Genomic DNA, 21,751 nt, shown 5'->3' on the forward strand with positions numbered 1-21,751 from the left:
ATGCGGCGCCGCTGTGGCGTCGCGTTTGCGCTCGCCGTTAAAATTGCCTGGCATAGCGAAATAATTACAAGCGCTATGCGAAGTGCTGCAATGTTTCCGTTCTTTACAAGGCATCACGAAGTGATATAAATAAATAGCACACGGAAAAAACACGAACGAATCGGCCAGCTGATCGGCAACAACGAGAGCCGGGTACGTTCCATGCTCAGGAGCCCCACCATGCCGCTTTCCCGTCGTCGCTTCATGATCCTTGCCGCCTCCGTGGCTTCCACGGCGGCGCTTTCCAGCGAGTCGCGCGCCGACGCGCCGGTGCTCTCCGAGAGCGACCCGACCGCCATGGCGCTCGGCTACAAAACCGACGCGAGCAAAGTCGACAAGACCAAGTTTCCGCGCTTCCAGGCGGGGCAGACCTGCGCGAACTGCCAGCTGTTTCAGGGCAAGCCGGGCGCGCCGAATGGTCCATGCGCGACTTATGGCGGCAAGATCGTCGACGCCAAAGGCTGGTGCAATGCCTACGTGAAGAAGGCTTGAGCCATGCCCCGCGAGGGGTAAGCTATAAGCCATCGAGCAATGAGTTTCGGGAGGCAGCATGAAGGCGGTGTGCCCGCTGCATGGGCCAACGACTATCGTCGGTACTAACGCGTATGGGTTTCCGGTATATGCGTGTTGCCGCGACGACATTCCCTTTGTCATGCCGCCGGACGCCTGTGCGCGCGAGCCGGTGGGCTCCGGAAACGAGCCGGCGCCGAAACGCCGGCAACCTCCGGCAGACAAGGAACCACGCTGACGAACCGATCGCAACGCACACGGAACGCGCTTGCCCGCGTCCGTGTGCGTTGCGTCGGCTTCAGGTCGCCGGTGCGGTCAGCGAGGTGTTGTAGGTGGTGCCCGCGATCACCACATTGGTCAGCGTAATGCCGCTCACGTTGCTCGCGAAGACCGGCCCCGGCGCGGCCGTCGCCGCTGTCGACGGCGTGGTCGGCACCGCGCCCGTGCACACCGGGCTGCCGAGGTTGCAGTTCGAGATCGTGACGCCGCTGATCGGACTCACGGTCGGCACCGGCAGCGCACCGTTGTAGTCGACCGCCTCGGGGCCCTGCATGACGATCGCCTGGAAGCACGAGTTCGACCCGGCGACGAAGCCCGAAGGCATCGAGTAGGACACCGCGCCCGACACGTTGCTCGCGTTCACGTTGGTGATGTTGATGTTGCTGATCACCGACGGACTCCAGCGCACCGCGTCGCCGGACGGGCTGTAATCGCAGTCGAACGTGATCAGGCCGCCCTGGCCCGTCGACGGGTTCGTGGCGAGACCTGTCGTGCCCGTGCCCGTGATCTTGCTGATCGCGGCGCCCAGCGAGCCGCCGCCGTATTTCCCCGCGAGGTTTGCGCCGTTGGCGAGCGTCACGCCGTTGATCCAGACGTTGTCGATAAAGCCGCCGCGGTTCATGTTGCTCTTGAACCGCAGCGCGATATTGAGCGGATTGCTCGCCCAGTTCTCGTTCTGCATCGTCAGATTGCGAGCGTAGACGTTGCGCACGCCCGCGCTCATTTCGCTGCCGATCGTCAGACCGCCATGGCCGCTTTGCATCGTGCAGTTCTGCACGACGATGTTCTGCATCGGACCGTACTCGGTGTCGAGATACTTGCCGGACTTGATCGCGATGCAGTCGTCGCCGGTGTTGAACTGAACGTTTTGCACCAGCACGTGATTGCACGCGTCCGGATCGAAGCCGTCGTTGTTCGGTCCGATGCTGTCGGCAAACACGCCGTCGATCACCACGTTCGTGCAATCGGTGGGATGGAGTTGCCAGAACGGCGTGTTCTGCGTGTGGTAGTTCTGCAGATACACATTGGTGCAGCCGATGAACTCGATCATGCACGGACGCAGATAGTGACCGTTGCCGAAAATGCGGTTCTCGATGGGCACGCGCAGTTCGGAGAGCGCGGGCAGATAGTTCTGGTCCTGGTTCCAGCCCGTGCCCGTGAGCAGGGTCATCAGCGAAGTCGTCACGCCGTACTGATTCGTGAAGGATACGTTCGCCTGCAGGTTCTGGATCTGGCCAGCGGGGAGGCTCGTTAGCGCGACGTTGTTCGGATTCACATAGGCCTGGGAAGGCGTCGAGGAACCGGCGCAACCGTAGGTGTTGCTGCTTCCCTTGTAGGTCCACCAGCACGAGGTCGGCGCCTGGGTGCTCAGCTGCATCGGCGTCATCGCTTGACCGTTCAGCACGCAGGTGTTGTCGTCGGCGGTCACGGCGATGTTGGTCTGGCGGAATGCGTAGATCGGCGAGCCGAAATTCAGGCAGTCGTTCGCCTGCCAGCGCGTGTGGTAGAGATTGCCGTTCGCCGTCTTGTATGGGCCGTTTTTCGCATAGTCGGCAGGATTCGGGCTGAAATAGATCGTGCAGCCCGATTCGAGGTGGAGGTTCACGTGGCTCAGCAGCACGATGGGACCGCCGCAGTACCAGTTGCCGGACGGCACCACCACGCGGCCGCCACCGGCACGGCTCGCGTCGACAATCGCGGCATTGATCGCCGTGCTTGAGTCGTATTGCGTGCCCGTGTAGTCGCACGGCACCATCACGCCCGAGCCCGGGCTTTGCAGATCGCTGGTCGGATGCGCGGTCTGTTCCGTGCCGCCCGTCACCCATGGAATCTTGCCGCCCGGCCACGCGGTCGACGTAATCAGTGCGGAGGCGGGGAGTGTGCGCGCACCGTAGCTCGTCACGTGAAAGTCGGCGCGGGAGAACAGCGAGCGATCGACGTGGGCAAGCCTCCTGATGATCGCCGTGGCCTGGCCGTCCGGGCCCCAGATCGGGTCGCCCGCTGCGTGGCCGGGCGGCTGCGGAATCTTTCTTTCGAATGTGGCAGGCGTGGGAAACATGGAATCGGCTGCTGCCGCTGCGCGGCTGGCGGCGAGGAGGCTTGCGCCTGCGGACGCGCCGGCAAAGGCCATGAACGCGCGCCGTTTGGGCGAGGCGGGGGCTTCGGAGGACAGGGGATCGTCCTGGTCATGAGTTGCCATTTGATTCGTTCTCCTATGTTGTCTCGCTGGATTGTTTTGCTGCAGGGGGCGTGGCTCGACTTCGGCGGCGATTGGGCCGCGTGGCGACGCTAATGCGAACGGAGGCACGGTTACAGCGGCGAGATCGAACAGGAGCGGCTGACTCGATCACCCTGGATATTGTTGTCAGACGACATCGAAATCGTCAATCAGATTTATCTAGGTGGTGTACCTGGGTTTCGTGGATATGCCCTATGGCTGCGGGTGGCTTACGGTATTGTAAATTTGTCAGACGAGCGGGTGTGGCGTGTCGCCTGTGGGAACGATGCCCGCTGACTCGACCATCAGGATCACTGTCTTCTCCGGCGCTCGCGGGCGGTGCAGCTGGCCTTTACGCACGACAAACGCTTGCCCCGGGCTCAGATCGACGACCCGGTCCTCGAGATCGATCAGGAAGTGTCCGCTTACGACATAAAAGAACTCGTCCTGTGCGTCGTGTTTGTGCCAGTGATATGCGCCCTCCACGACACCCAGTCGAACGACCGACTGGTTTACCTCGCATAGCGTCTGGTTGTACCAGGGATGGCTGTTTGCCGCCACGAGGGCGGGCACGTCGATGATTTCGCCGAAGGCGTAGAGGACGTCAAGGCGCGTCAAATAAGGACAGGCATGTGGGCTCACATCGATCTCCAGGAACGTCAGTTCGTGTCGAACATGCGAGCCACTTTAGGCCGTGGCCGCACCGTGAGTCTTGTACCGGACCGTCAATCTTTGGTACGGGAGCGATCTTCGAGCAGCTGCGCGCGATACGCGCCTGGTGTCAGCCCCATGCTGCGCCGAAAGACCCGCGTAAAGTGGCTTTGATCGGCAAAGCCGGCGGCCTCGGCAATCGCGGCGAGCGAAAGGCGTCCACTCGTTAATTGAGCGCAGGCGAAATCGAGCCGCAGCTGGCGCACGTACTCTCCGACCGTACAGCCAACGTGCTTGCGGAATTCACGCGCGAGGTGGTCGGCAGAAACATGGTTCTCCGAAGCAATTTCATCGAGCGCCAACGTCTCGCGAAAGCGATCGTGCAGCATGGCTTCCACGCGAGTGAGCCAGCGGCGCGAACCGCCAACCGTCGGCGCGCGCGGGACGGACCGCTCGCACGCGGCGAGAAGTTCGAGTACCAGCCCTTCGACGGCCAGCGACGTCGCCGAATCCTGCTCACGGCATTCGCGGACCAGGCGGCGCATGAACGACAGCGGTGCGCCGCCTGCAAAGTCATCGGGACGATCGAGCACCCGGGTCCGGCCGCCAAGGCGCTGTGCCCACGAAGTCGAAAACTCGAGATGGAGGGCTTTGCCGCCGGCCCCGTACCAGGTGTTGGCATGGGGCACGCCTGCGGGGAAAAACGTCAGTGACATCGGCCCGTCTTGACCGCGGCGGGCCGGCCAGGATCGGGTTCCGCAACCGTTCAGCACGAAACAGAAAAACGGATTGACATGCTCGTGCTGCGGAATGATCAGATCCGTGGCGAAATCGGTCTCCACGAGCGAGATGCCGTCACTACCGTAGCGCAGGGAAGTGGTGCCGAAGTAGTCGCCCGGTTCAAGGACCCTAAGCATGGGAGGGCTCCCAAAGAGACGTTGCAGCCGATATTAAACGCTTGTCTGGAACCGTTTGAAAGGCGGTCGTGCGACGACCGCGCTGACGCCGGGATTCGCGCGCAAATTGGCGGACCCGGCTCCCTTTTGTATTTGCATGTATCTACAGGGCGCATGCGTACATGCGCATACAAAACCGCCGTTCCAGGAAACGAGCGAGACACGTCCGCGCGTTCCAATACGCCTGCGGCACATCGGGCGATACGCCGGTTCGGGCCGCAACGTTCATGTCATTCGTCGCAAGCGACGCTTGCGACGGCAAAGAGAGGATTTTCAGTTATGGGTTCATTGAGCATCTGGCATTGGATGATCGTTCTTCTGATCGTGGCACTGGTTTTCGGTACGAACAAGCTACGGAACATCGGCGGCGATCTGGGCGTCGCGGTGAAGGGATTCAAGGAAGGCATGGCGCAAGGCGAAACGCCTGAACGGCAGCCTGCATTGCAGCACAGCGATGCCGTCGACGCGGAAGCAAAGGACGTGACCCGCTCGAGCGACGTCCGCTAGCCTCATCCGTCTCCGTGCATCTGCGGGTGCAACGCGCGCTAGTCACGCGCGATGGCGGCCTCGAGCAGACAGCCGAACTCCGACGCAAATTCGACCGAGACGCGCGCATGAACAGCGCCTTGTTTGTCGAAGAATCGCTGCGTCCCCTCGAGCGTGAACACGCCTTCATGCCAGATGTTGGGGTGGATATAGAGACCCTGGCGTCCGTCGAAGCGGAAGCACACGAACTTCTCCGGCGTAATATCGTCGCCCGGCAATGCCAGCGGCACGTAGAACGGGCGATGATCGAGCGGAAAGAACAGTTGCCCGCCGTCCGGGTGATAGTTCGCATGCCATATCAACATGCGTTCGGGTGCGGCGGCGTTGTCTTCGCGTGCGTCTTCCGGCTCCGTTGCGTAGGCGAGAACATAGTTGCCGCCTACGGCTTCGTTTCGCCCGTAGAGAATGTCGCCGCGCCATTCGCTCACGAACGTGCCTTCGGTCGTGCCCGCTTCGTCGCCGGTTCCCGGGTCGATCGGCCTTGACCCCATCGCAGGCCACTGGACGATTTCCACCTGGCATGCGTGCGGGTCGTCCACCAGCTTGCCATAGCCATTCAGCGTTGCCGTGGTCGCGTCGACCACGGGCATCGCCACTCGCCGCAGGCCCCGAGGGAGGGCGGGATTGAGGTAGTCGATCTCTTTGCTCATTACGAATCTCACCAGGCGTCAACAGGGCGGGTCGCCAGAACCGCAACGGCATCGAGCTTAGAGCGCGTACCCGGTGCCAGTCAAATTAATGCCGAGCCGTGCGGCAAGGCCTCGGCATCGGATTCGTGCTCGAACGCGAGATTCCCGAGTGCGCGCGTTGCGTTGCCATCCCGGTGGAGGAACTGCGCGGCTGCAATATCGATTCGGTGGCCTGCCTGCACAGCCAGCGCAAGCGAGGAATCGTGCAGACCTTTCTGGGCGTGGCGGCGGCATCCGCGGCCGTGTAGTGCGGCGTCGCGATACGAGCGCCTTCGGAGCGGGTGTTCGCGTGGTGGTGCAATATGGCTTGCTGCCGGCGCGTCCCTGCGCGGCACTGTCAGGAGTGGGTCATGAAATCGAATCTGCGATGCGCCGTGTTGGCGTCTTTTCTGTTGACCGCCGCTGGCATGGCGCATGCCCAATCGGCAAATGCGCCAACTGACGCGTCGATGGCGCCGAGCACGACCCAGGCGGCGCCCAGCGAGAAGAAGGCGGACCGCGCACTTGCCCGTGCCGTGCGACGTGCGTTGTCGAGGGCGCAGGGATTCAACGTGTCCGGCGTTTTCGTGCGCGCGCGCAGCGGCGCCGTGACGCTGAGCGGCACGGTTCGCACTGGCGACCAGATCCGCCAGGCGGAAGACGTTGCGCGTTCGGTGCAGGGTGTGACTTCGGTGACGAACAGGCTGACGCTCTTTCACGGCGGGAATGGCTGAGTACCTCGCGTTGGCATTCGCGCGCTGACTGTGCGGGATGTGCAGATCAGCGCGCGGCCCTTTCAAGCGGAGATTCCTGCGATCGCGATCACAGCGACAAACACACCCAGCGGCACAAGGTGCGAGAAGTCGCGGTGACGCAGAACGGTCAACACCGCAGCCGCAATGATGAGCGTCCCGAGCGCCAGGCCAATCATGCGAGTTGCCGGAAGCGCGATCAGCACGGCGGACAGCATCTCCAGTGCGCCGGTCAAACGACCCCACCAGCGCGGGTAACCCCACCGGGCGTAATCGCCTTGCGAAGCGGGCGTGCCGATCGCGTTGAAGAGACCTGCGCCGAAGAAGCCGGCGGCGAGCAGCCAGATCGAAAGCGTGTGGACCATCTCAGCGCCCTCCCATCATCATCGAAATCGCGGTGAAGACCATCAGCGCGGCCGTCGCGCCATGCATGCCGAAGGCGCTTTTGGTGGAGCCCTTCGCGGCAAGAATGAGCGACATGTCGCCAACCGGAATGACGGCTTCCACGAGCAGGACGATGCCGATCCCGAGCGGCGTGCCCCACACCATGAACGCCAGGACCGCCAATCCCGACGCAATGTCGCGCACGCCCTTGAGGCGAAGCCACCAGGCAGTGTTGGCGCCGTTTTCTGGAAGCGGCAGACCGAAACTGCGTGTCGCGGTCATCGGCCTAACGAGATATTGGGTGCCGATCGCGATAATCGCGAGGGCGAGAAACAGCGCCAGTCCGAACGAAAGCCAATGCATCGCAGAGTCCTATGCTTCGTGGTGTAGTGGCGGAATATAATCTAGCGTTGCTATATTTTCAAGCTTCCGTATCATCACAGGCCATGTGGACCATCGGGGTCAGGGAGAGGACAAGTTGAGTATTGCCGAGCGCAAAGGCAGGCAACGGGCTGAGCGCGAGTCCCGCATCGTCGCGGCAGCGCGCGTGATCGCGGAGCGCGATGGGTGGGACGCCGTCACGGTTCGCCGCCTCGCCGAAGAGATCGAATATAGCCAGCCAGTCCTCTACTCGCATTTCGAGAACCGGGACGCGATCGTTTCAGCCGTTGCTCTCGAGGGCTTTCAGGAACTCACGGTAGCGCTGCGGGAAGCGGCGCATGGAGCGGCGGGGCAAGAAAACGCCGTCGAGAATGTCGCCGTGGCCTATCTCGGCTTCGCAGCGCGGTGTCCCGCGCTCTACGAGGCGATGTTCACGCTTCCGACCAATCTGCGGTTTGCCGACGCCGAAACGCGGCCGGAACTGCGGGCCGGTTTCGAAGCGCTCGCATCGGTCGTCGCGCCGTTCTGCATAGATGTCGAGAACGTGACCGAGACCTTTTGGGCAGCTTTGCATGGGCTTGCCGAACTCGAACGTGCAGGCCGAATCCGGCCCGGCGCACGGGTCGAACGCATCATGCTGGTCGTCCGGGCAGTCATCGCTTCTCGCAACGGCTCGCTCGACCCCGGCTCATAAGGAAGCACCTCGACGAACCAAAAAAATGGCGCCGCAGGCATTCAGCCTGCGGCGCCACTGTCTGGTGCTACGGCGCAGATCTAGAACTAAAGTCCCGCGCCGTACTCCAGCATCACACTTACATCGTCACCGTATCGGCCACTTCCTTGAAGTCGGCGATCTGGTCGAAGTTCATGTACTGATAAATCTTGTCGCCGTTGGCGTTGAGCACGCCCATATCGGCCATGTACTCTTCCTTGGTCGGGATCTTGCCCAGACGCGAGCAGATCGCCGCCAGTTCCGCCGAGCCGAGGTACACGTTCGTGTTCTTGCCCAGGCGGTTCGGGAAGTTACGCGTCGAGGTCGACATGACCGTTGCGCCTTCGCGCACCTGTGCCTGGTTGCCCATGCACAGCGAGCAGCCCGGCATTTCGGTACGCGCGCCAGCCGTGCCGAACACGCCGTAGTGGCCTTCTTCGGTCAGCTGCTTCTGGTCCATCTTGGTCGGCGGCGCGACCCACAGCTTGACCGGAATGTCGCGCTTGCCTTCGAGCAGCTTCGACGCGGCACGGAAGTGACCGATGTTGGTCATGCACGAGCCGATGAACACCTCGTCGATCTTGGCGCCGGCGACGTCCGACAGCGTCTTCACGTCGTCCGGATCGTTCGGGCAGGCCACGATCGGCTCATGCACGTCGGCCAGGTCGATTTCGATGACGGCGGCGTACTCGGCGTCGGCATCCGGTTGGAGCAGTTGCGGATCGGCCAGCCATGCTTCCATCGCCTTGATACGGCGCTGCAGGCTGCGCGGGTCCTGGTAGCCCTGGGCGATCATCCACTTCAGCAGCGTGATGTTGCTGTTGAGGTATTCGATGATCGGTTCCTTGTTCAGGTGCACCGTGCAACCGGCAGCCGAACGTTCAGCCGATGCGTCCGAGAGTTCGAATGCTTGCTCGACCTTCAGATCGGGCAGGCCTTCGATTTCGAGAATGCGGCCCGAGAAAATGTTCTTCTTGCCTTGCTTGGCGACCGTCAGCGAGCCTTGCTTGATCGCCCATAGCGGGATCGCATTCACGAGGTCGCGCAGCGTGACGCCCGGCTGCATCTTGCCCTTGAAGCGCACGAGCACCGATTCGGGCATGTCCAGCGGCATCGTGCCGGTGGCGGCCGCGAAGGCCACCAGACCCGAGCCTGCCGGGAAGCTGATGCCGATCGGGAAGCGCGTGTGCGAGTCGCCGCCGGTGCCGACGGTGTCGGGCAGCAGCATGCGGTTCAGCCACGAGTGGATCACGCCGTCGCCCGGACGCAGCGCGATGCCGCCACGGTTGCTGATGAAGTTCGGCAGCGTCTGGTGCGTCTTCACGTCCACCGGCTTCGGATAGGCGGCGGTGTGGCAGAACGACTGCATGACGAGGTCGGCCGAGAAGCCGAGGCACGCCAGGTCTTTCAGTTCGTCGCGCGTCATCGGGCCCGTGGTGTCCTGCGAGCCGACCGAGGTCATCTTCGGTTCGCAGTACGTGCCCGGGCGCACGCCCTGGCCTTCCGGCAGACCGCACGCGCGGCCAACCATCTTCTGCGCCAGCGAGAAGCCCTTGCCGCTGTCGGCCGGGTTCTGCGGCAGGCGGAACAGCGTCGACGGGGCCAGGCCCAGCGCTTCACGCGCCTTGGCCGTCAGGCCGCGGCCGATGATCAGCGGAATGCGGCCGCCGGCGCGCACTTCGTCGAACAGCACGTCGGACTTGACCTGGAATTCGGCGATCACTGCGCCGTTCTTGAGCGCACGGCCTTCGTACGGGCGCAGTTCGACCACGTCGCCCATTTCCATCTGCGACACGTCGAGTTCGATCGGCAGGGCGCCGGCGTCTTCCATCGTGTTGTAGAAGATCGGTGCGATCTTGCCGCCCAGGCACACGCCGCCGAAGCGCTTGTTCGGGATGAAGGGGATGTCTTCGCCCGTGAACCACAGCACCGAGTTGGTGGCCGACTTGCGCGAGGAGCCGGTGCCGACCACGTCGCCCACGTAGGCGACCAGGTGGCCCTTTTCCTTCAGCGATTCGATGAACTTGACCGGGCCGCGCTTGCCGTCTTCTTCCGGCGTGATGCCGGGACGCGCGTTCTTCAGCATCGCCAGCGCGTGCAGCGGGATGTCCGGGCGGGTGGTCGCGTCCGGGGCCGGCGAGAGGTCGTCGGTGTTGGTTTCGCCCGTCACCTTGAACACGGTGATGGTCAGGCTTTGCGGCACTTCCGGACGGCTCGTGAACCATTCGGCGTCAGCCCAGCTTTGCAGCACTGCCTTGGCGTTGGCGTTGCCGTTGCCGGCCAGTTCCTTGACGTCGTGGAACTGGTCGAACATCAGCAGGGTTTTCTTCAGCGCGTCGGCAGCCACGGTGCCCACTTCGGCGTCGGACAGCAGGGCGATCAGCGGGGCGATGTTGTAGCCGCCCAGCATCGTGCCGAGCAGTTCGGTGGCGCGAGCGCGCGAGATCAGCGCGCAGGCGGTTTCGCCCTTGGCCACGGCGGCCAGGAACCCGGCCTTCACGCGGGCGGCTTCGTCGACGCCTGCGGGCACGCGGTTGGTGATCAGGTCGAGCAGCGTCTGCTCTTCGCCAGCGGGAGGATTCGTCAGCAGTTCCACCAGTTCGGCGGTCTGCTGAGCCGTGAGCGGCAGGGGGGGAATGCCGAGCGCGGCGCGTGCGGCTACGTGAGCGCGAAAGTTTTCAAGCATTGGGGGACCTACTGGTATTGCGTTTGAAGGCGAAGGCTTTTCAGGCACTCCGAGGCTTTTCCAGGCACTGCTTTGAGCGGGATTTTAAGCGCAATACGATATAACGTCAAATGTCTTATGTCTTATATAAGAGTTGAGCCGCAGAGCCGATGCCACCGTGAAAAAGCCTGAAATTTTCGCTCAGGGCTTGCGGCCAAACGCTTCCCGTAGCTTTCCCTTGGCTTTCACGAGCGTGTCGCGCCGCGATTTGGGCAGATTTCTACCCGCGCGATTGATGTAGAAGTTCAGCATCGACATGGCCGACTGAAACGGCGTGCCCTTGCGCCGCCGGCTGTGCAGCGACGATTCCTTGAGCGAACGGGCGATCGCTTCGGCGCTGCCGGACCTGAATACGCCGGACTCGATGTCCATGGCGTCGCTCGTCTCGTTCACGTGCTTCGACCATTTGTTCGTGGCGCCGCTCGTGGCACGTTTCGAGTGACCTTTCGCGGCGCTCGCGTGGGCATGACGCTGCCGCGCGGGGCGGCCGCCCTTGCGCCGCGTAGCTGGATGCTGGCTCGTGCTCATGACTTCTCCCTCTCCCATCAGACGATTCACCCGCTGCGCAATTGCAATACCGCCCGCACTGTGAGGTCAGGTCCGGCACGCCCTATGCGACCTCGCGGGTGTGCACGCGCGCGGCGTGAGGAAAACGGCAGGTGCGCGTCGAACCGGCAAGGGAGGCAGTCGATCATGAAGTCAACTCCACGCTACGAAGTGAACGTCTGCGGAGGCGATTTCCAGCATGTCCGGGAATGTTTTCGCGAATGGAAAACCGAAACGCTTATCTACCGGAGGGACCAGAAGATGTTCGAGGGACGCAACGAAGTGCGTCCGCTGGAAAAGCGCGATTACGACAACACGGAACAGGCGCGCAAGGCGCTGCAGAACGCCTGCAGCCCGCACGACCGCTATGCGCTGGCTGCTGAAGTGAGCAACGGCGAGCGCGACATGTGGATCGTGATGGCGGCCTATCGGGAATGAAGGATGGGCGCAGGACCGGCGCGAGACGGAGCGCGCCAGCGCCAAAGTGAAAGATTGGAGAGGCGGGGAACGGGGTAGAAGAATTACAAGCGTGGCGCGCGGATTTGCAAATGGCGCGCACAAGGGAGGGATCAGATGAAAAGCTCTGCGAAATCGGCTGCCAATCTGGCCAGGCCGCGTCCCCGCTCCTGGCCGCGTTTGTGGCTGCTCGGCGCGGCCGCGCTGGCGCTCGGCTGTACGGCCTGCAAACGTGCGGACGAAGGTGCGCGCCCGCAAACCCAGAATTCTCCGGGTAGCCAGATGTCGGCGCCAGCCGGCGCGCAAGCGGCGCCGGCGAGCGGTCCGAAAGAATGAACAGGATGCCTCGCATCCACGCCCCTTAAGGAGCCGAGTATGGGTCTTTCGCCACAAAACCCAAGGCCGGACGAGGCCAGCAAAACCGGCGACGAACTCGCCGCCGGCAAGCAACCGGCGCAGGAGAAACCCGCACGGGGTGCGCCGGGCAGCTTCGATCAACCGGAGTCGCGGCCCGAGTTCATGCCGCGCGAGGGCGGCCCGCATCCGGAGCAGACCGCAGAGGTGCCGCTCGGCCACCACGGCCGGGCGGAGCCGCCGGGGTCGTTCGGGCACAACAGCGCGCCCGTGAAAAAGAAGGGCGGTTAGTCCTGCGAAATACCGCGACGCGCTCGCATTGGCCGCCGAGTACGCCGTGCGTCTCTTTCCGGAGGTCGCCTTTACGTCGGCGCTGGCGTACTACGTGGTCTATCGGCCCGAGTGCGCGAGTCTGCCGAGGCTCACGGCGTTTCGCGACTGGCTGAGAAGCAAGGTGCGGGAAGAGGTGGGGCGCCCGGTGCGAAAACCCGCTAAGGCGCAAGCATCCACGCCGTGATGCCGTGCACGACCTCGCTTTCGATGCCATTGAAGCCGTGATACGCGAACGCCCCGCACGGGTCGCCCCGCGAGGCGCCGCCGGAGACGAGCGTCAGCTTCGTTCTCGGCGCTTGCGTGAGCTTTTGCATGAGGGTGTCCGTTTCGGCTACCGGGCACACCTTGCAGGCGTCGTCCTTGTTGTGCACCACGAGCACGGGAATCCTGAGTGCGGCGAGGTTCATGCCCGTGACCGGATCGCCGCCCCGGTTTTCGCGCAGGATGGTCGAGGTGAGCACGATGCCGTCCGGGCCCGCGCCAGGGCTTGCGTCGTCTTTCGCGAGCGCAATGGCGATGGCCGCGACCGACTGCGTGCCGCGGCTCGTGCCGACGAGCCAGACCGGCACGTGCAGCTGTTCGCGCAACCATGCGATCACGGCGCGGGCGTCCGCGGCGTGTTCGGGCGTGAGGCGAAAGCCGTCGAGGTAGGGCGGCGCTTGCCGGTCGCTCGGTGCGTCGACGACCGCCACGGCCACGCCGTCGTTCACGAACAGCATGCGGCTGCGCACGAGAAAATTGTTGGCGCCCCAGCCGAAGCTTCCCTGCGGGTCCACTTGCAGGCCGCCGTGCCCGCCCGCGTAAAGAATCGCGACCGCCTTTGGCGCTGCCGGCGCAATGAAGAGAAAGCGCTGGGTGACGCCGGGCCGGGTAGGAAGGTCGACGACCCTGGGCGCGCTTTGCGCGTGGGCTAGCAAGGACGCCGCCGCGAGCACGAACGCCAGTGTCAATGCCCACACCAGCGGCGCGGCAAGCAGCCATCGCCAGGCCAGGCGCCCGCTCATGGCCGCGTGACCGGGCTCAGCGGCCTGCGAGCATGCGCCCGCCGAGTCCGATCAGCACAACGCCCACCACCGAGTCGAGCGCGGCTTTGCGCCGGACGAGGAACTGGCGCACGGTGGGATGCGAGGCGAGCAGGGCCATCGAACAATACCAGGCGCACGAAATGAGAATGGCGATCACGACGACCGCCACTTCGAGCCAGCGCGGCGCCGTAGCGGGCACCATCAACGCGAAGATGCTGCCGTAGAACGCAATGGCCTTGGGATTCGTCATGCTGACGACGTAGCCCTTCTTCGCGGCGGCCCAACCCGATGCGCCCGCCTGCGCGGCAACCTGCAAGGGCTGTCGCGCCGTGAGGAGCATTTTCGCGCCGAGCCAGATCAGATAGCCCGCGCCCGCGATGCGCAGCCCGGTGCCGATCCAGGCCACGTGGGTGACGATCAGGCTCAGGCCCGCGATGGCGATCCATGCCCACGTGCCGGAGGCGGCGGCGAGGCCGAGGCCGGTCGCGAGGCCCGCGCGCCGCGAGGCCACCGCCGTGGAGGTGACGATCACGAAGTTCGGCCCGGGGCTGGCGACGCTCAGCAGCAGGACGCCCGAAAGCGCGAGCAGGACGTTGAAATAGTTCACGATGGCAGGTTCCGCGGCAGGTCCGATGCGCCCTCAATCGACGCATCGTGAAGGTCGTCATGATACTCCGTGCGCTCAGGCGCCCTTCATCAAGCGCCACAGCGTCGTGCGGCCTATGCCGAGCGCGCGGCTGGCGGCGGCCCGATTGCCGCGGTGCGCGGCGAGCGCGCGCTCGACGTCTTCCCGCGTGACCGGCGTGGCGTCGTCGCGCCGCGCGCCGCTCGAGGCAGTCGCCGCGCGCCGCGGCGCATGGCTCGCTGCGTCGCTTTGCGCGAACTCCGGAAATACATCGTATAACGAACTATCGCCGTGCGCGCCGCCGGTTTCGTCGGCGAGGAAGATGGCCGCCCGCGCGAGCAGATTTTCGAGTTCGCGAACATTCCCCGGCCACGCATAGCTCGCGAAGTACGGCGCGAACAGCGTGAGCACGCGCTCGATCGCGGCGGCGCGCAGGGCGTAGCGATCGGCCATACGTTCGAGTAGATGGCGCGCGAGCGCGCCTATGTCCTCGCGCCGTTCGCGCAAGGCCGGCAACGGAATATGCAGCAGGTTGAGCCGGAAATACAGATCGGCGCGAAATGCGCCTTCCTGCACCAGCGCGCGCAAGTCGCGGTGCGTGGCGGCGATCACGCGCACGTCCACGGGCGTGGCGCGGCTGGCGCCCAGCTTCATCACCTCGCGCTCCTGGAGCACACGCAGCAGGCGGCTTTGCAGCGCGGGCGGCATCTCGCCGATTTCGTCGAGAAAGATCGTGCCCGTATGCGCGATTTCGACGAGGCCAGGCTTGCCGCCGCGCCGCGCGCCCGTAAATGCGCCTTCCTCGTGACCGAACAGCTCGCTCTCGATCAGCCCCTCGGGCAGCGCCGCGCAGTTGAAGGCGACGAATGGATTGCCGCGCCGCCGGCTCGCGTTGTGGATGCCCTGCGCGACGAGTTCCTTGCCCGTGCCGCTTTCTCCCGTGAGCAGTACGGTGGCGTCGTGGGCGGCGCTCATGGCCGCGAGGCGGCGGACGCGCGCCATGGCGGGCGCAACGCCGACCAGGTCGTCCAGTTCGTAGCGGGCCACGAGGTGCCGCGGCCGCTGGGTCGTGCGCAGCGACCGGTCGATGCGCTGCGCGACGAGCGCATCCTGCGCCGTGACCACCGCGCCCGAGCGCGCGCCTTGCTCGACGATCGGCACACAGCTCACGATCAGTGAGCGCCCGCCGATCTGCTCGATGCGTTCATCGACGGCCGCATCGCTGCCGGCCACTTCGCGCAGCAGCGGGCCCACCGAGCGGACCAGTTGCGCGCTCACATCGCGCGCGCGGTCGAGACCGAGCAGATCGAGCATGGCCGGATTGACCGCTTCGAGCTGACCGGCTGCGTCGAACGCGGCCACGCCGTCGCGCAGGTGCGCGACGATCGTGTTCAGGCGCACCCGCTTGGACTCCTTCTGGCGGCTCACGCGCGCCAGTTCCACGGAGCGCTCGAACGCCTCGTGCACCGCGCCCAGCGAGTAGAGGAACACGCTTTCGAGCCCCGCGGCCTGGGCGAGATCGCAGGCCATGCCGGGGCCGATGATAACGCGGCAGCCCTCGTCGGCGAGCGCCGTGACGGCGTCGCGCACTTCGTCCACCGTGCGATAGGCGCGCTGCGTGAGGCGCAGGTTGAGCCACGCCCCGAGGTCGGCGAGTTCGTGCGAGACGCTCTCATGCAGGATCAGCCCGATCGGCGCGCCGGGCCAGGTGGCGTTCGCGTGCGTGATGCCGGCCAGTACGTCGAAGCCGTTCACTTTGACCATGACCACGGGCACGCTCAGGTTGTCGCGCAGGTACGCGCCGTTGGAGCCGGCGGCGAGCACCACGTCCACGGTGCCGGCTTCGATATAGGGCTGCAGCGCCGTGACGGCGTCGCCATAGCCTTCGCGCACGTTGAAGAAGCGCGCCTCGCTGGCATAGCGCGGCGCCACGGTTTCGCAGAGATTGCGCAAGCGGCTGATGCTCACGAGCGCGATGCTCGGGCGGCTGGCGGCCTGGGGCGGGCTGGGGGGAGGCACGGCGGAATCCTCGGTACGAAGGTTGGCGTTCTGGAACGTTTCATGAAACGTTCCAGAGATTGTGGCATGAAACGTCGATCGCACGCTGGGCCGCCTAAAGTATTGTTCTATATGGCTTGCGCCCAGCTTCCGCTGGTTGGCATACATCGTGCGAATATCCGAGCCATCTCAAAACCCACTGAACGGAGTCATCGCGATGACCACTTCCACTGCCGCACGCCGCGCCGCGTTCCGCGCCAAGGTCGACGAACGCCGCGGCCTGCTCGTGCCGGGCGCCTTCAACGCCATGAGCGCCCGCGTGATCGAGGACGCCGGCTTCGGGGCGCTGTACCTCACGGGCGCGGGCGTCACCAACATGTCGTTCGGCCTGCCCGATCTCGGCTTCATCGGCTTGAGCGACATTGCCGAGCACACGGCGCGCGTGCGCGACGCGGTCAACCTGCCGCTCATCGTCGACGCCGACACGGGCTTCGGCAACGCGCTCAACGTGCGCCAGACCGTGCGCACGCTCGAGCGCAGCGGCGCCGACGCGATCCAGTTCGAAGACCAGGTGATGCCGAAGAAGTGCGGCCACTTCGCCAACAAGGAAGTGATCGGCGCGAGCGAGATGGTGGGCAAGATCCGCGCGGCCGTGGACGCACGCGAAGACGGCAACCTGCTCATCATGGCGCGCACCGACGCGGCCGCCGTGCACGGCATCGAAGACGCGATCGCGCGCGGCCACGCGTTCATCGAGGCGGGCGCGGACATTCTCTTCATCGAAGCCACGGAAAAGCTCGAAGACATCGAACGGCTGCCCAAACTCATCGACGCGCCGCAACTCATCAACATCGTGATTGGCGGCAAGACGCCGGTGCAGTCGCGCGAAGCGCTGGCGGGCCTTGGCTACGCGCTGGTGCTGTACGCGAACGCGGCGCTGCAGGGCGCCGTGGTCGGCATGCAGCGTGCTCTCGGGCAATTGCGCGCGAATGGCCGGCTCGATGAAGACGCGACGATCGTCGCGCCGTTCGCCGAGCGTCAGCGCCTCGTGAACAAGCCGCTCTTCGACCGGCTCGATCGCGAGTACGCACCGAAGGACTGAACGGCACCCCCCGGAATTTTGAAAAACAAGAGGAGGAGACACGCATGTCGAATGACACGGATTTCGGAGTCCGAATCGACAACCAGGCGGTGGAAGCATACGCTGCACCGAGCGCACGGCCACGCATCCGTTCGATCGTCGGGGGCCTGGCCGGCAACCTGATCGAGTGGTACGACTTTCTGGCGTACAGCATTTTTTCGATTTACTTCGCGAAGTCGTTTTTCCCGAGCGACAAGCCGACCGTGCAGCTCATGAACACGGCGGCCATCGCGGCCGTGGGCTACGTGGCGAGACCGCTCGGCAGCTGGCTCGTGGGCTTCTACGCCGACCGCCACGGGCGCAAGTCCGCGCTCACGTGGTCGGTCACGGCCATGTGCATCGGCTCGCTGATGATCGCGCTCACGCCCGGTTACGCGAGCATCGGCGTGCTCGCGCCTGTCGTGCTGATTGCGGCGCGCCTGCTGCAGGGCCTGAGCATGGGCGGCGAGTACGGCACCAGCGCGACTTACCTCAGCGAGATCGCGCCCGCCAACCGGCGCGGCTTTTATCTCGGCTTTTTGCAGGTGAGCGTGGTGGCCGGGCAGCTCGTTGCGCTCGCACTCATGCTCGTCATGCAGAACCTGCTGATGACGGCCGAGCAGATCGAGCGCTGGGGCTGGCGCGTGCCGTTTCTGCTGGGCGGCGCGCTCGCGCTGTTCGCGCTTTACATGCGCCGCAACGTGACGGAAACCGAAGCGTTCGAGCGCGGCCGGCGTGAAGCCGGTCCGCCGGCGCTGCAGCAACTGCTGTCGCACTGGCGGCAGATTCTGCTCGCCATCGGCATTACCGTGGGCGGCACGGTGGGCTTCTATACGTTCACGATTTATATGCAGAAGTACCTCGTGAACACCGTGGGCCTTTCGAAGGAGATGTCGACGCTCGTCTCCACCGGCGCGCTGCTGCTGTATATGCCGCTCCAGCCGCTGTTCGGGCTCGCTTCCGACGTGTTCGGCCGCCGCCCGGTGCTGATCTGTTTTGGCCTGTCGACCACGCTGTTTTCCGTGCCGCTCTTCACGGCGCTGAGCCATACGCGCGATCCGCTGGTGGCATTCCTGCTGTCGTTCGCCGGGCTCGTGATGCTGAGCGGGTTCACCTCGGTGCACATGCTCGCGAAAACGGAGCTGTTCCCCACGCGCATCCGCGCGCTCGCCGTGGGCCTGCCGTATGCGCTCACCACGGCGATTCTCGGCGGCACGACGGAGTTCGTCGCGCTGCGCTTCAAGGCGAGCGGGCACGAGCAGTACTTCTACTGGTACGTCACGGCCTGCGCGGCGATTTCGCTGATCGTGTATCTGCGCATGCCGGAAACGCGCGGGCGCCCGGCAAGTTCCGTGTGATGCGAGTCAACCGGCGCGGCGCCGCACGAAGCGCTGCTCCGTGACCTTCGTGCCCCACTGGTCGCCTTCGGACGCTTCCGCGAGGTGAAAGCCGAACGACTCGTACAGATGCTGCGCGGCGTCGAGGCCCTTGAAGGTCCACAGGTAAGTCTCGGCGTAGTGCGCATCGACGAACTGCATCGCGTTCGTCATCAGCTGCCTGCCGACGCCGGTGCCGCGCAGTGAGTCGTCCACGATGAACCAGCGCAGGTGGGCCACGCCGGCGTTGCCGCTCTCGTTGCCGTCGATCGCCAGCGAAGCCAGTACGCGATCGCGCTCCACCGCGAGCCAGAGCGCCTTGCCAACGGCTGGCAAGGCGCCGGCGAAATCGGCGAGTTCCGCCGCCACCTTCTTTTCGAAGAAAGCGCCGAAGCCCCAGTTCGCCGCGTAGAACCGCGCGTGCAGACTCGCAATGTCGCCGATGCAGCCGGGCCGGTAGCCTTCCACGATCTGCACGCCCGCCGTCGGCGCGGTTGTGCTGGTCTCGTTGGGGTTGTCGTGCGCGAGCGCGTCGGCATAGAGCGCGAGCGCCCGCACGAGTGTCTGCTGGTCGGCCGGAACGAGCCTGCGCAGCGCGTTGGACACCTGGTCCGTGGCGAAGCGGTCGATCTTCGCGCGCAGCTTCTGGCCTGCCGCGCTCAGGGTCAGCTCTGACGAGCGCGCGTCGTCGTCGGCGGTCTTGCGTTTGACGAGGCCGGCCGCCTCGAGCCGTGCGACCTGCCGGCTCGTATTCGACTTGTCGAGCCGCAGGATGTCGCCCAGCGCCCTCGCGTTGATGCCCGGCTGCGCGCCGATCTCGATGATCGCGTGCACGGCGGAAGGGGCGAGATCGCTGTCGGCGAGCGTCGTACGCATGAAGCCCAGCTCGCGCACCAGCCGCCGCGAGAACTCGCGCAGCTCGAGGATGGTCGTCTCGCGGGGCTGCGCGGGCACGTCGACAAAATCCATGATGGTCTCCGTTATGGTCTTCATGCGAATGGTTGCGAGTCGCAACCATTCGAACTCAATATAGGCGCGCCCGGCGGATAACGCAAGTTCGCCACGCGGCCGGGAAATTGCGTTCGACCCTTGACTCGCCGAGGCGCAAGAGGAACGCCAATTGCGTGAAGGCAAAGCATCCACGATCGCCGCGCAGCCATGCTCAAGGAACGCCTCAACCCGCCCGGAAACGCGCCGAAAGAGCGGGCGCGCAAGCAGGACGCCGCCGATGCTGGCCAGCGCGCGCTGGTGCTCGGCGCGCTCGGCGTGGTGTTCGGCGACATCGGCACGAGCCCGATCTACGCGCTGCGCGAAGCCGTGCAGACGGCGCATTCCACGGCGCAGCCCGTGGTGATGGGCGTGCTCTCCATGATCCTGTGGGCGGTGCTGATCGTCGTGGTGCTCAAGTACGCCACTTTCGTCATGCGCGCCGACAACGAAGGCGAGGGCGGCATCGTCGCGCTCACGGCGCTCGTGCGCGCCGGGTTCGCGAAGGCGGGGCGGCCCGCCCCGCGTCTGCTCGTGCTCGCGGGGCTCGTCGGCGCGGCGATGTTCTACGGCGACTCGATGATCACGCCCGCCATTTCCGTGCTCTCCGCGGTGGAAGGGCTCAAGGAAATCAATCCCGCATTCGACAGTGCCGTGCTGCCGGTTTCATTGGCGATTCTCGTGGCGCTCTTCCTGTTCCAGTCGCGCGGCACCGCCGTGGTCGGGCGCACGTTCGGGCCCGTCATGGCGCTCTGGTTCCTGAGCCTCGGCGCGGTGGGCGTGTATCACATCGTGCGCTATCCGGCGATTCTCGCCGCGGCGTCGCCGGTCTGGGCCGTGCGGCTCGCGCTCGCGCATCCGGGGCTCGCGTTCGGCGTGCTAGCCGCCGTGATTCTCGCGTTGACGGGCGCCGAGGCGCTCTACGCCGACATCGGCCATTTCGGCACGCGCTCCATCCGCATGGCGTTCTTTTGCGTCGTGCTGCCCGCGATCGTCGCGGGCTATTTCGGCCAGGCCGCGACCGTGCTGTTCGAGCCGGGCGGCGCCAGCCAGCCGTTCTTTCGCTCGGTGCCGCATTGGGCACTGATTCCGGCAGTGGGTATTGCCATGCTCGCCACCATCATCGCCTCGCAGGCGGTGATCTCGGGCGCGTTTTCCATGACGAGCCAGGCCATCGAACTGGGCTTCCTGCCGCGCATGCGTACGATCGAAACCTCGAGCACGCGGCGCGGCCAGATTTATGTTCCGGCGGTCAACGCGGGCTTGCTCGTGGCCGTGGTGTTTCTCGTGCTGTTCTTTCGCAGCTCCGAGCGGCTCACGTCCGCCTACGGCCTCGCCGTGGCGATGACGATGGTGACCACGTCGATGCAGATGCTATCTGTATGTCGCGAAGTATGGGGCTGGCCGCGCGTCGCCACATGGCTGGCATGTGTGCCGCTGCTGATCGTGGACGGCATGCTGCTTGCCGCGAGCTTGCCGAAAATTCCCACCGGTGGCTGGTTCCCGGTTTCCGTGGGCGCATTGCTGTTCATCATGACGAGTACCTGGCACCGTGGCCGCGAACTCGAGGCGCGTCATGCGGCACGCGGCGAATCGGTGGACGTCTTTTTGCGTGGTATCTGCACTGCCGATCCGAAGCCGCCTCGCGTGCCGGGCACGGCCGTGTATCCGGGCAACGCACCCGGCATGACGCCGGCCGCGCTCGCGAGCAACGTGCGCCACAATCACGTCCTGCATCGCACGGTGATCGTGTTCGCCAATGTTTCGGAGTCCGCACCGCAGGCCGACGATGAAACGCGCATCGAAGCGCGCGACCTCGGCGCGGGTTGCTGGGAGATCGTCGCGCATCATGGCTTCGTCGAGCGGCCCAATCTGCCGCGGCTTTTGGCATCGCTGCAAGGCAGGTTGGGCGATTGGCGTTTCGACCCGCAACAGACCACGTTCTACTTGCCGCGCGACGAGGTGCTGCGCGAGCAAGCCCAGCACGACGTGAGCCGCTGGCGTGCGCGGCTCTTCGCGTTCATGTCGTACCACTGCACTTCGAGCGCCGAATATTACGGTCTGGCTCCCGCGCATGTGGTCGAGCTGGGCGTGCAGGTGGCGCTGTGAG

General features: G+C 65.0%; 22 protein-coding genes and 1 pseudogene. 11 read left to right on the forward strand and 12 right to left on the reverse strand.

Features of this window, described 5'->3' with window-relative positions; translation table 11 throughout:
• Positions 1-219 precede the first annotated feature (219 nt).
• Positions 220-531, forward strand: coding sequence for a high-potential iron-sulfur protein (locus AB4Y40_RS28335; RefSeq protein WP_028206842.1), 312 nt, complete (start codon positions 220-222; stop codon positions 529-531).
• Positions 532-847: 316 nt separating this feature from the next.
• Here the strand turns inward: AB4Y40_RS28335 and AB4Y40_RS28340 are convergent, their stop codons facing one another.
• The 3 genes from AB4Y40_RS28340 to AB4Y40_RS28350 form a co-directional block, all read right to left on the reverse strand.
• The gene (locus AB4Y40_RS28340; RefSeq protein ID WP_368690662.1) at positions 848-3,028 is read right to left on the reverse strand and encodes a glycoside hydrolase family 28 protein; all 2,181 of its coding nucleotides are present in this window, start codon (positions 3,026-3,028) and stop codon (positions 848-850) included.
• A 267-nt stretch (positions 3,029-3,295) separates the two neighbouring features.
• Complete coding sequence (locus tag AB4Y40_RS28345) at positions 3,296-3,688, reverse strand: cupin domain-containing protein (protein WP_368690663.1); 393 nt, start codon at positions 3,686-3,688, stop codon at positions 3,296-3,298.
• Between the two features lie 83 nt (positions 3,689-3,771).
• The gene (locus AB4Y40_RS28350; protein WP_368690664.1) at positions 3,772-4,614 is read right to left on the reverse strand and encodes a helix-turn-helix domain-containing protein; all 843 of its coding nucleotides are present in this window, start codon (positions 4,612-4,614) and stop codon (positions 3,772-3,774) included.
• 318 nt (positions 4,615-4,932) lie between these two features.
• Here AB4Y40_RS28350 and tatA point away from each other — a divergent pair, with 318 nt between their 5' ends.
• The gene (gene tatA, locus AB4Y40_RS28355; RefSeq protein WP_368690665.1) at positions 4,933-5,160 is read left to right on the forward strand and encodes a Sec-independent protein translocase subunit TatA; all 228 of its coding nucleotides are present in this window, start codon (positions 4,933-4,935) and stop codon (positions 5,158-5,160) included.
• Positions 5,161-5,198: 38 nt separating this feature from the next.
• Here tatA and AB4Y40_RS28360 read toward each other — a convergent pair whose 3' ends face one another.
• Complete coding sequence (locus tag AB4Y40_RS28360) at positions 5,199-5,849, reverse strand: ureidoglycolate lyase (protein WP_368690666.1); 651 nt, start codon at positions 5,847-5,849, stop codon at positions 5,199-5,201.
• A gap of 98 nt (positions 5,850-5,947) precedes the next feature.
• Between AB4Y40_RS28360 and AB4Y40_RS28365 the strand changes: the two genes are divergently transcribed.
• Entirely contained in the window at positions 5,948-6,136 is a 189-nt protein-coding gene (locus AB4Y40_RS28365) for a hypothetical protein (protein WP_368690667.1), read from the forward strand.
• A gap of 102 nt (positions 6,137-6,238) precedes the next feature.
• Complete coding sequence (locus AB4Y40_RS28370; protein ID WP_368690668.1) at positions 6,239-6,601, forward strand: BON domain-containing protein; 363 nt, start codon at positions 6,239-6,241, stop codon at positions 6,599-6,601.
• 62 nt (positions 6,602-6,663) lie between these two features.
• Here the strand turns inward: AB4Y40_RS28370 and AB4Y40_RS28375 are convergent, their stop codons facing one another.
• Both AB4Y40_RS28375 and AB4Y40_RS28380 read right to left on the reverse strand, forming a co-directional pair.
• Positions 6,664-6,984: a DoxX family protein gene (locus AB4Y40_RS28375; RefSeq protein WP_368690669.1), complete on the reverse strand. Its 321-nt coding sequence runs from the start codon at positions 6,982-6,984 to the stop codon at positions 6,664-6,666.
• A 1-nt stretch (position 6,985) separates the two neighbouring features.
• Positions 6,986-7,366, reverse strand: coding sequence for a DUF4267 domain-containing protein (locus AB4Y40_RS28380; RefSeq protein ID WP_368690670.1), 381 nt, complete (start codon positions 7,364-7,366; stop codon positions 6,986-6,988).
• A gap of 115 nt (positions 7,367-7,481) precedes the next feature.
• On the opposite strand from AB4Y40_RS28380, the gene AB4Y40_RS28385 reads away from it, so the two are divergent.
• Positions 7,482-8,078: a TetR/AcrR family transcriptional regulator gene (locus AB4Y40_RS28385; protein WP_368690671.1), complete on the forward strand. Its 597-nt coding sequence runs from the start codon at positions 7,482-7,484 to the stop codon at positions 8,076-8,078.
• A gap of 118 nt (positions 8,079-8,196) precedes the next feature.
• Here AB4Y40_RS28385 and acnB read toward each other — a convergent pair whose 3' ends face one another.
• Positions 8,197-10,782 carry a bifunctional aconitate hydratase 2/2-methylisocitrate dehydratase gene (gene acnB / locus AB4Y40_RS28390; RefSeq protein WP_368690672.1) on the reverse strand — a complete coding sequence of 862 codons (2,586 nt, stop codon included), beginning with the start codon at positions 10,780-10,782 and terminating at the stop codon, positions 8,197-8,199.
• 180 nt (positions 10,783-10,962) lie between these two features.
• Positions 10,963-11,349 carry a DUF3175 domain-containing protein gene (locus AB4Y40_RS28395; protein WP_368690673.1) on the reverse strand — a complete coding sequence of 129 codons (387 nt, stop codon included), beginning with the start codon at positions 11,347-11,349 and terminating at the stop codon, positions 10,963-10,965.
• 165 nt (positions 11,350-11,514) lie between these two features.
• On the opposite strand from AB4Y40_RS28395, the gene AB4Y40_RS28400 reads away from it, so the two are divergent.
• From AB4Y40_RS28400 to AB4Y40_RS28410, 3 genes and pseudogenes are all read left to right on the forward strand, one after another.
• The gene (locus AB4Y40_RS28400; RefSeq protein ID WP_368690674.1) at positions 11,515-11,805 is read left to right on the forward strand and encodes a hypothetical protein; all 291 of its coding nucleotides are present in this window, start codon (positions 11,515-11,517) and stop codon (positions 11,803-11,805) included.
• A 393-nt stretch (positions 11,806-12,198) separates the two neighbouring features.
• Complete coding sequence (locus AB4Y40_RS28405; protein ID WP_368690675.1) at positions 12,199-12,468, forward strand: hypothetical protein; 270 nt, start codon at positions 12,199-12,201, stop codon at positions 12,466-12,468.
• A gap of 28 nt (positions 12,469-12,496) precedes the next feature.
• Positions 12,497-12,694: pseudogene (locus AB4Y40_RS28410) on the forward strand (hypothetical protein); the annotation flags it as partial.
• On the opposite strand, the gene AB4Y40_RS28415 reads toward AB4Y40_RS28410, so the two are convergent.
• The 3 genes from AB4Y40_RS28415 to prpR form a co-directional block, all read right to left on the reverse strand.
• The gene (locus AB4Y40_RS28415) at positions 12,669-13,514 is read right to left on the reverse strand and encodes an alpha/beta hydrolase (RefSeq protein ID WP_368690676.1); all 846 of its coding nucleotides are present in this window, start codon (positions 13,512-13,514) and stop codon (positions 12,669-12,671) included. The pseudogene AB4Y40_RS28410 and the gene AB4Y40_RS28415 sit on opposite strands and share 26 nt — an antisense overlap.
• Before the next feature lie 16 nt (positions 13,515-13,530).
• Positions 13,531-14,145, reverse strand: coding sequence for a LysE family translocator (locus AB4Y40_RS28420; protein WP_368690817.1), 615 nt, complete (start codon positions 14,143-14,145; stop codon positions 13,531-13,533).
• Positions 14,146-14,217: 72 nt separating this feature from the next.
• Positions 14,218-16,179, reverse strand: a complete 1,962-nt coding sequence (gene prpR / locus AB4Y40_RS28425; RefSeq protein ID WP_368690677.1) for a propionate catabolism operon regulatory protein PrpR — start codon at positions 16,177-16,179, stop codon at positions 14,218-14,220.
• 196 nt (positions 16,180-16,375) lie between these two features.
• Between prpR and AB4Y40_RS28430 the strand changes: the two genes are divergently transcribed.
• Together AB4Y40_RS28430 and AB4Y40_RS28435 are read left to right on the forward strand one after the other, a co-directional pair.
• Positions 16,376-17,260 (forward strand): oxaloacetate decarboxylase, encoded by an 885-nt coding sequence (locus AB4Y40_RS28430; protein WP_368690678.1) that lies wholly within the window; start codon positions 16,376-16,378, stop codon positions 17,258-17,260.
• A gap of 44 nt (positions 17,261-17,304) precedes the next feature.
• Positions 17,305-18,636, forward strand: coding sequence for an MFS transporter (locus AB4Y40_RS28435; protein WP_368690679.1), 1,332 nt, complete (start codon positions 17,305-17,307; stop codon positions 18,634-18,636).
• Positions 18,637-18,642: 6 nt separating this feature from the next.
• Here AB4Y40_RS28435 and AB4Y40_RS28440 read toward each other — a convergent pair whose 3' ends face one another.
• Positions 18,643-19,623, reverse strand: coding sequence for a GNAT family N-acetyltransferase (locus AB4Y40_RS28440; protein WP_368690680.1), 981 nt, complete (start codon positions 19,621-19,623; stop codon positions 18,643-18,645).
• Positions 19,624-19,812: 189 nt separating this feature from the next.
• Between AB4Y40_RS28440 and AB4Y40_RS28445 the strand changes: the two genes are divergently transcribed.
• A complete protein-coding gene (locus tag AB4Y40_RS28445; protein ID WP_368690681.1) occupies positions 19,813-21,750 on the forward strand; it encodes a potassium transporter Kup in 1,938 nt (645 codons plus the stop codon).
• Position 21,751 lies beyond the last annotated feature (1 nt).

It is taken from the genome of Paraburkholderia sp. EG287B, assembly GCF_040965595.1.
Lineage (GTDB): Bacteria > Pseudomonadota > Gammaproteobacteria > Burkholderiales > Burkholderiaceae > Paraburkholderia.

Coding starts and splice junctions, on each gene's coding strand:
- AB4Y40_RS28380 (WP_368690670.1), bottom strand. CDS start 7,366: ATGCATTGGCTTTCGTTCGGACTGGCGCTGTTTCTCGCCCTCGCGATT.
- AB4Y40_RS28435 (WP_368690679.1), top strand. CDS start 17,305: ATGTCGAATGACACGGATTTCGGAGTCCGAATCGACAACCAGGCGGTG.
- AB4Y40_RS28395 (WP_368690673.1), bottom strand. CDS start 11,349: ATGAGCACGAGCCAGCATCCAGCTACGCGGCGCAAGGGCGGCCGCCCC.
- AB4Y40_RS28375 (WP_368690669.1), bottom strand. CDS start 6,984: ATGGTCCACACGCTTTCGATCTGGCTGCTCGCCGCCGGCTTCTTCGGC.
- acnB (WP_368690672.1), bottom strand. CDS start 10,782: ATGCTTGAAAACTTTCGCGCTCACGTAGCCGCACGCGCCGCGCTCGGC.
- AB4Y40_RS28350 (WP_368690664.1), bottom strand. CDS start 4,614: ATGCTTAGGGTCCTTGAACCGGGCGACTACTTCGGCACCACTTCCCTG.
- AB4Y40_RS28360 (WP_368690666.1), bottom strand. CDS start 5,849: ATGAGCAAAGAGATCGACTACCTCAATCCCGCCCTCCCTCGGGGCCTG.
- AB4Y40_RS28400 (WP_368690674.1), top strand. CDS start 11,515: ATGAAGTCAACTCCACGCTACGAAGTGAACGTCTGCGGAGGCGATTTC.
- AB4Y40_RS28335 (WP_028206842.1), top strand. CDS start 220: ATGCCGCTTTCCCGTCGTCGCTTCATGATCCTTGCCGCCTCCGTGGCT.
- AB4Y40_RS28340 (WP_368690662.1), bottom strand. CDS start 3,028: ATGGCAACTCATGACCAGGACGATCCCCTGTCCTCCGAAGCCCCCGCC.
- AB4Y40_RS28440 (WP_368690680.1), bottom strand. CDS start 19,623: ATGGATTTTGTCGACGTGCCCGCGCAGCCCCGCGAGACGACCATCCTC.
- tatA (WP_368690665.1), top strand. CDS start 4,933: ATGGGTTCATTGAGCATCTGGCATTGGATGATCGTTCTTCTGATCGTG.
- AB4Y40_RS28415 (WP_368690676.1), bottom strand. CDS start 13,514: ATGAGCGGGCGCCTGGCCTGGCGATGGCTGCTTGCCGCGCCGCTGGTG.
- AB4Y40_RS28430 (WP_368690678.1), top strand. CDS start 16,376: ATGACCACTTCCACTGCCGCACGCCGCGCCGCGTTCCGCGCCAAGGTC.
- AB4Y40_RS28445 (WP_368690681.1), top strand. CDS start 19,813: ATGCTCAAGGAACGCCTCAACCCGCCCGGAAACGCGCCGAAAGAGCGG.
- AB4Y40_RS28405 (WP_368690675.1), top strand. CDS start 12,199: ATGGGTCTTTCGCCACAAAACCCAAGGCCGGACGAGGCCAGCAAAACC.
- AB4Y40_RS28370 (WP_368690668.1), top strand. CDS start 6,239: ATGAAATCGAATCTGCGATGCGCCGTGTTGGCGTCTTTTCTGTTGACC.